The sequence below is a fragment of the Pseudofrankia coriaricola genome, from assembly GCF_032027725.1.
In the GTDB taxonomy this organism is placed as follows: domain Bacteria; phylum Actinomycetota; class Actinomycetes; order Frankiales; family Frankiaceae; genus Pseudofrankia.
Genome location: NZ_JASNFO010000020.1, coordinates 1 through 7,383 on the forward strand (window position 1 = coordinate 1; position 7,383 = coordinate 7,383).

5 protein-coding genes and 1 pseudogene are annotated in these 7,383 nt (G+C 72.9%); 4 read left to right on the plus strand and 2 right to left on the minus strand.

Translation table 11 applies throughout. The annotated features are described in order from the left end of the window. Positions 1 to 465: 465 nt before the first annotated feature. The 3 genes and pseudogenes from QOZ89_RS12440 to QOZ89_RS12450 all read left to right on the plus strand — a co-directional run bounded on the left by QOZ89_RS12440 (position 466) and on the right by QOZ89_RS12450 (position 2,975). On the plus strand, positions 466 to 1,818 hold the full coding sequence (locus tag QOZ89_RS12440; RefSeq protein WP_083418891.1) for an ABC transporter substrate-binding protein: 1,353 nt from the start codon (positions 466 to 468) through the stop codon (positions 1,816 to 1,818). 285 nt (positions 1,819 to 2,103) lie between these two features. Then, positions 2,104 to 2,430, plus strand: a pseudogene (locus QOZ89_RS12445) (ABC transporter substrate-binding protein); the annotation flags it as partial. A gap of 107 nt (positions 2,431 to 2,537) precedes the next feature. Next, positions 2,538 to 2,975, plus strand: a complete 438-nt coding sequence (locus QOZ89_RS12450) for an allophanate hydrolase-related protein (protein WP_312623815.1) — start codon at positions 2,538 to 2,540, stop codon at positions 2,973 to 2,975. 189 nt (positions 2,976 to 3,164) lie between these two features. Here QOZ89_RS12450 and QOZ89_RS12455 read toward each other — a convergent pair whose 3' ends face one another. Beyond that, positions 3,165 to 3,893, minus strand: coding sequence for a DUF4232 domain-containing protein (locus tag QOZ89_RS12455; protein ID WP_312623817.1), 729 nt, complete (start codon positions 3,891 to 3,893; stop codon positions 3,165 to 3,167). A gap of 367 nt (positions 3,894 to 4,260) precedes the next feature. Here QOZ89_RS12455 and QOZ89_RS12460 point away from each other — a divergent pair, with 367 nt between their 5' ends. Then, on the plus strand, positions 4,261 to 5,997 hold the full coding sequence (locus QOZ89_RS12460) for an ABC-F family ATP-binding cassette domain-containing protein (RefSeq protein ID WP_071049839.1): 1,737 nt from the start codon (positions 4,261 to 4,263) through the stop codon (positions 5,995 to 5,997). Positions 5,998 to 6,318: 321 nt separating this feature from the next. On the opposite strand, the gene QOZ89_RS12465 is transcribed toward QOZ89_RS12460, so the two are convergent. Continuing rightward, a partial coding sequence (locus QOZ89_RS12465; protein WP_312622965.1) for an IS110 family RNA-guided transposase occupies positions 6,319 to 7,383 on the minus strand: 1,065 nt, incomplete at its 5' end.

Below are 7,383 nucleotides of genomic sequence, written 5' to 3' on the forward strand. Positions count from 1 at the left end.
GCCAGATCCAGCAATCGCACCGGCGTGCCGGGCGGACGGCCTCGCCGACACCCGCCCGGCACGTCCCCTCCCAGAACGGCCCCGCCCTCCGCGGCGGGGCCGTTCTGCGTCCCGCCGCCCCTCGCGCAGGCTTGTCCAGGTCGTGACACCTGAAGGCGACGATGGTCATGCGACGCCGCGGCCCGACCCGGGTCGCGGCGGGATCGGGTCGCCTGGACCGTCGACGCGAGACGCGTCAGCTCGGCACCCTCACACGACTCAGCGAATCGTCGTCCGTTGACGCCGACGTCGGAATCGAGTAAGCACTGACACACGCAATCGTGGCGGATGTCACAGGGCAGTCGTGCCACGCAACGCACACCACGTACAGGTAGGCCGGGACGTGCCGCCCGGCCGGTGCCCACCGCCCCCATGGGCCGACGTGTTCCTCGTATTCACGCAACGTCCGACGACAAGGTAGGGGACATGCCACTCATTCGTGGACTGACCGGTCGAACAGCATCGGAACGGCCGCACCCGCGTGCCACGGTCACGCCATCGCACACCCACCCTGCCGGCGCCTTACGGTTACGGGTGGCCGGCGTCGCCGTCCTGGCCGCGACCCTGGCCTTCGTCTCGGCCTGTGGCGGCGGTTCCGATGACAAGGGCTCCGCCACCCCACCGGCGACCGGCTCTGCGGGTGCCGCCGACCCGCTGGGCGCGGTGGACAAGGCGACCGGCGCGCCGGTCAAGATCGGTGTGATCACGGACGGGCCCAGCCCGGTCGCCGACCACACGAACGACAACAAGGTCGCCGAGGCCACCGCCAAGTACCTCAACGAGCACAAGGCCGGGATCGGCGGCCGGCCGATCGAGATCACCATCTGTGAGACCCTGGGCGACCTGGCCAAGGCCACCGACTGCGGCAACCAGATGGTCGAGAAGGGCGTCTCGGCAGTCGTCATCGGCACCTCCGGCGTCGTCGAGGCCGCCTGGAAGCCCCTGAACGACGCCAAGATCCCCGTCATGCTCTACGGCTCGGGCGAACCCGACCTGCTCGCCAGCCCGACGACGTTCGTCCTGGCCGACCCGACCTTCGCCGTCATCGACCTGCCGATCCAGGTCGCCAAGGACAAGGGCAACAAGAAGGTCACCGCCATCGTCATCGACGTCCCGGCAGCCCTGCACTCCGCCCAGGAGGTCGCGCCGCCGCTGTTCGAGAAGGCCGGCATCGGCTACGAGCTCGTCCGCGTCGCCCCCGGCACCGCCGACATGACGCCTCAGATGCAGCAGATCGTCGCGAACGGCTCGGACCAGGTGTTCATCATCGGCAACGACTCGTTCTGCATCAGCGCCATGAACGGCCTCAAGGCCGTCGGCTTCACCGGCACCATCAGCGCCATCGCCCAGTGCATCACCGACGCCACTCGCAAGACGGTTCCCGGTAGCACGCTCAAGGGCATGGTCGTCAGCGCGACCGCCCCGCTCGGCCCGGACAGCCCGTCGATGCAGCTCTACACCAAGGTCGCCGAGACCTACGGCAAGGGCATCGACCTCAGCTTCCAGGACAGCATGATCATGTTCACGTTGGTCTCCGCCCTGCAGGCGGCGACGCAGGGCATCTCCGGGGACATCACCCCGGCGACCCTCACCTCCACCATCAAGGCCATGAAGGAGACCGAGCTGCCCGGCGCCGGCGGGATGAAGTTCCGCTGCAACGGCAAGGCCGTGACGGCCTCTCCGGCGACCTGCGTCCGCGGCGGCCTGGCGACCACCCTCGACGACAAGGGCCAGCCCGCCGCGTACGAGGTCCTCGGCAACACCCCGATCGCCAGCTAGCACGCCCTCCCGTCACCGAATCCAGTAGCCGACCCGGCCTGCCGGGCGAGGCAGCCTCGATACCCCGCCCGGCATGCACCCTCCCAGCACGGCCCCGTCACCACGACGGGGCCGTGCTGCGCATGGGTGCTCCTCGCGACGAGGCTTCAGGCCACGGCACCCAGAGGCGGTGTGGGGGCCACCCGGTGCACCGGCGCGCGGCTCCCCGGCCTGAACCAGCCCGCCGAGCCCATCGCCGGGAGAAACCCGCCAGCCTGGTACCTCGGCCTGAGTTCCGTTGGCAGCCTCTTCACGAAGGTCGCCGACACCTACGGCAAGGACATCGACACCAGCATCCAGGACGGCATGATCATGTTCATGCTCACCGCCGGCCTCCAGACGGCGCTGGACGGCATCTCGGGTGACATCACCGCGGCCACCATCACCTCGACGATCAAGGCGATGAAGGAGGCGGAACTGCCCGGCGGCGCCGGCCTGCAGTTCCGCTGCAACGGCAAGGCCTTCCCGCAGACCCCGGCCGTCTGCGTCCGCGGCGGCCTCGCGACCATCCTGGACGACAAGGGCCAGCCCGCCACCTACAAGGTCCTCGGCTACACGCCGATCCCGGACTGACCCCCTGGATCAGGCCGAAGGGCGCGCACAGGCTCCGCCTTCGCCGCGCGCCCTTCGGCGCCCCCCAATGACCAGTCGGTGGGGACGGACGCTGGGACGGTGGGACGATGCCCAACGTGACCGATCCGCCCCGGCCCGGCCCGCCCGCCGCGCCGGCGGGCGCCGTCCCGCTGCTGGTGGTCGGGGCGCACATGGCGGGGTTCCCGGCGCACGGCCGGATCAGCCGGCACGGCGCCGCCCCGCTCGGCCGGGTGCGGACCGCGCCCGGCTACCGGCTCCACGACCTCGGCGGCGACCCGCCCCGGCCCGGCCTGGTCCGCGACCCGACCGTCACCACCAGCGCCACCGGCGAGCTGTGGCTGCTCCCCCGCCCCGCCATCACCGAGCTGTTGCTGGAGACCTCGCCCCCGCTGGGGTTCGGCTGGGTCGACCTCGACGACGGCCGCCGCGTCCTCGGCTACCTCTGCGAGGCCGCCGCGACGACCGGCCGCCCGCTCGTCCCCGACGGCGACTGGCGCCGGCGCCTCCCGGCCCCCCTCCGGTGAGGCGGTCGCGCACCCCAGCCACCGATGGTGACGGCGCATCAGCGCACCGCTGACGCAACCACCTCCCCAGCCCCGGACCAGACCGGCCCCCGGCATCCGCCTCACCCCGAAATCAGGCCAGGAGGGCGCTCCGCGCCCGACAGGCACCACGGCCGGCGGTCGCGCAAGCGACCTTCCGGCCGCGGCGCCTCAGCGGGCCGCGGCGAGGCTGGTGACCTTGAGCTGGTGGACGGACGGGCTCCTGCAGGCCTGACGGCCCTGCGGAACCGGGACGAGCAGAGCAACGGTGTTGTCGGGCGGGTAGATCCGCAGGTTCGCGGCGCTGGTGAAGCTGCCCTCGGTGTCGCAGCCCGGAAGCACACCGGGCTGCGTCACCAGCACCGTGAACTGGGCCTTGCCGCCGCCCGCGAGGACGACCGCCGACCCGGCCTCCCCGGTCCGGTCGGCGGGGGCGCCGAGCTGGTTGCCGGCCGTGTCGACGAACGACACTCCGGGGTAGCCGCGCAGCGTGCAGCGTGCCGAGGAGTTGTTCGTCAGCGTGAGCTGGGTGTAGATCGTGCCGGCCGCGCCATCGCTGCCGACGATCGCCGCGGCCAGCACCGACGCCGCACAGGTCGGGACCGCCGGCGCGGTCGTCGCGGGTTTCGTCGTGCCCGCGCCGGACCCGTGCGAGGCAGACGCCGTCGAACCGGTCGGACCGCCGGCGCCCGGCGTCGCGGTCGCGCTCGCCGAGGCCGTCGGGGTGCCCGCTGGCGGCTCGCCGGCGGGGCCGCCGTTGTCACCGCAGGCCGTCACCGTCACCGCGACCGCGGCACCCAGCGCCGCCAGCACCACCCGCCCGCCGGCTCGTCGTCCGCCGGCTCGTCGTCCGCCAACGCTCCGTCCGCCGTCCGTTCCCGTCCTGCTGCCCGCGTTCATCGAGTGGCTCCATCCGCCGTAGTGCCGCGGCACGCGGCCGACGGCCGCGCTGAAGGTGTGACGAACAGCCGCCGCGACGCGCTCTGTCCGCCCGGCCACCCCGCGGCCACCGTGCCGCTGTGTTTCTGTGCCTTCATGCTGCGCCAGAAGGGAGCATTCGCTCTTCGGTCAGACGACTGGGGCCAACCCACGCGAAGCCCCGAGGATGACTGTCCCCACCCGTCGCCGCATCGCACCGGTGTCTGCCCGGGTGCGCGCCTGGCCATGGGTGCGTGGCTGTTCCCGCTGGTCTGTCGGCGGCAACCGGGCCCGGGCCCCGACCGGGCAGCACCACCGGCAGCCGCGCACGGGCGAGCAGAATGGGGCCATGTCCGCCACCCTTGTCGCCTCCGAACTGTCCGTCGTGCGGGGCGGGCAGATCGTCCTCGACGGCGTCTCGCTCACCGTCGCGCCCGGCGACCGGATCGGGGTCGTCGGGCCCAACGGCGTCGGCAAGTCCACGCTGCTGCGGGCGCTCGCCGGCCAGGTCGCGCTCGACGCCGGCCGGGTCGAGCTCTCCCCGCCGTCGGCGAACGTCGGCCTGCTGCCGCAGGAGCCCGACCGCCGCCCCGGCGAGACGCTGCGGGCGTTCCTGGAACGGCGCACCGGTGTCGCCGCCGCCCAGGCGGCGCTCGACGAGGCGACCGAGGCGCTCACAGCCGGCCGGCCCGGCGCTGACGACACCTACGCGGAGGCGCTGGAGCGCTGGCTCGCGATCGGCGGCGCCGACCTGGACGTGCGCGCCGAGCAGGTCTGCGCCGAGCTCGGCCTCCCGTCGGACGCGCTGGACGCGCCGACGACGGCCCTGTCCGGCGGGCAGGCGGCCCGCGGCTCGCTCGCGGCCGTGCTGCTGTCCCGCTTCGACATCACGCTGCTCGACGAGCCGACGAACGACCTCGACTTCGACGGCCTGGAGCGGCTGGAACGCTTCGTCGCCGGGATCTCCGGCGCCCTCGTCGTCGTCAGCCACGACCGGGCGTTCCTCGATCGGACGATCACCAGCGTCGCCGAGATCGACCAGCACCGCCGCGACGTCACCGAGTACGCGGGCGGCTGGTCGGCCTACCTGGAGGCGCGCGAGCTCGCCCGCCGGCACGCCCGCGAGCACTATGACGAGTTCGCCGACACCCGCGCGAACCTCGTCTCCCAGGTGCAGCGCCAGCGCGAGCAGTCGGTGCGCGGCGCGATCCGGGCGAAGCGCAAGGTCCCGGACAACGACCGGTCGGTGCGCAGCTACAAGATCGAGGCGGCGACGAAGAGCGCCTCCCGGGTCCGCAACCTGGAGACCAAGCTGGGCCGGCTGGAGGAGGTCGACGAGCCGCGCAAGGAGTGGCAGCTGCGGATGACGATCGGCGCCGCTCCCCGCTCCGGCGACGTCGTCGCGGCGCTCGCCGGGGCCGTCGTCGAGTACCCGCCGGCGCCGGCGGCGGGCGGCGGCACGACGGACGACGGGACGACGGGCGGTGACACGGCCGGCGCGGCCAGCGGTGACTCGGCTGGCGCGGGCGGGTTCCGGCTCGGGCCCGTGGACCTCACCGTCTCCTGGGCGGACCGGATCGTGATCACCGGGCCGAACGGCGGCGGCAAGTCGACACTGCTCGCGGCACTGCTCGGCCGGGCGCCGCTCGCCGCCGGGACGGCGACGCTCGGCTCCGGGGTACGCCTCGGCGAGGTCGACCAGGCCCGCGACCGCTTCCGAGGCGAGGAGACCACGCTCGCGGTCGCCGAACGCGTCACGGGCTGGGCGATGGCGGAGGTCCGCACCCTGTTCGCCAAGTTCGGCCTCGGCGCCGACCAGATGACCCGCCCCGCGGGGGCGCTGTCACCGGGCGAGCGGACCCGGGCCGGTCTCGCGCTGCTGCAGGCGGTCGGCGTCAACTGCCTGGTTCTCGACGAGCCCACCAACCACCTCGACCTGCCCGCGATCGAGCAGCTCGAGTCCGCCCTCGGCACCTACCCGGGCACCCTGCTGCTGGTCACCCACGACCGCCGCATGCTCGACGCCGTCCACGTCACCCGCCGCCTGGTCGTCGAGGACGGCCACGTCACCGAGTCGACCGTTTGATGATCGCCAGGCCGTGTGGCCCTTCACGGCCGAGCCCGGGCCCGCCCGCGGAGCCGGCCTCACAGCCGGGCTCGCACTGACCCGCCGCCGCTGCATCTGAGCCATCCCGTAGGCGCATCACGCGCGCCTCAAACTACCGCGCGGCATCGCTTCCCCCGCCTCACCAGGTGGGGCCGGGCGTCGCGTGGCGGTCCTAGAGGGAAATAGAACGTGACCGATCAGCGCAACGCGGCCCAGGGCGAGGCGACCACGCTGGGACAGGCGCCTTCCGGTGGGCGCCCACGCTGGAACGGGCACCTTCGGTGGGGTGACCGCGCCGGGTCAGGCGGCCTGGGTGGCGTGGTCGGGTCGTTTGGTGATGACGGTGTCGTAGCCGATGGCGTTGAGCTGGGCCTTGAGTCTTTCGGCATGGCGGGCGGGGTCCTGGCGGCGGGTGAAGTAGTCGGCGCCGAGGTCGTGGTAGGGCTCGCCGCGCTCCAGCATGTGGTAGATCGCGACGAGGATCGAGTGCTCGACCGCGACGCGGGCCTTGGCCGCGCCGCGGCGGGGTTTGATCCGTTTGTACTGGGCGGACAGGTAGGTGCCCTTCGTCGTGGAGGCGGCGCGGGCGGCCTCGTGCAGGTAGAGCCGCAGCCACTTCGAGCCCTTGCGGGTCTTTCCACCCTTGGACCGGCCCGCGGACTCGTACTGGCCCGGGCAGCGGCCCGCCCAGGAGGAGAGGTGTTCGGCGCTGCCGAACACGGTCATGTCGTCGCCGATCTCGGCGAGCAGGCACTGCGCGGTGCGGCGGTCAACCCCGGGGATCGTGTCCAGCAGGGCGACCTTCGCCTCGAAAGGGGCGATCATCCGGTCGATCTCGGTCGAGAGCCGGTCGATCACCTCGTCGAGGTAGTCGAGCTTCGCGAGGATCTCCCGCACGATGATCGCGTGGTGGCCGGTGAAGAACCCGGTCAGCGCCTCCTGCAGCGCGGGCAGCTTGCGGCGCAGCCGCCCGCGGGCCAGCTCGGAGAGCACCACCGGATCGGTGGTCCCGGCGACCAGCGCCTGCAGCATCGCCTTCCCGGAGACCCCCAGCAGGTCGGAGGCCACCGAGGACAGCTTCACCCCCGCATCCTGGAGGACCTTGTCAAGGCGCTGGGTCTCGCGGGTCCGCTCCTCGATCTGCGCCTTGCGGTAGCGGGTCAGATCGCGCAGCTCCCGGATCGGCGGCGGGGGGACGAACGACGGGCGGACCAGGCCGTACTCGACGAGTTCGGCGATCCACGCAGCGTCGGCCGCGTCCGTTTTGCGGCCCGGGACGTTGCGCAGGTGCCGGGCGTTGAGCAGCCAGCACTCGCCGATCACGTCCTCAAGGATGTGGAAGACCGGCTTCCAGAAAACCCCGGT

Excerpts from the sequence above, each read along its gene's own strand:
- QOZ89_RS12440 (WP_083418891.1), top strand. The coding sequence starts at position 466 with ATGCCACTCATTCGTGGACTGACCGGTCGAACAGCATCGGAACGGCCG.
- QOZ89_RS12450 (WP_312623815.1), top strand. The coding sequence starts at position 2,538 with ATGCCCAACGTGACCGATCCGCCCCGGCCCGGCCCGCCCGCCGCGCCG.
- QOZ89_RS12455 (WP_312623817.1), bottom strand. The coding sequence starts at position 3,893 with ATGAACGCGGGCAGCAGGACGGGAACGGACGGCGGACGGAGCGTTGGC.
- QOZ89_RS12460 (WP_071049839.1), top strand. The coding sequence starts at position 4,261 with ATGTCCGCCACCCTTGTCGCCTCCGAACTGTCCGTCGTGCGGGGCGGG.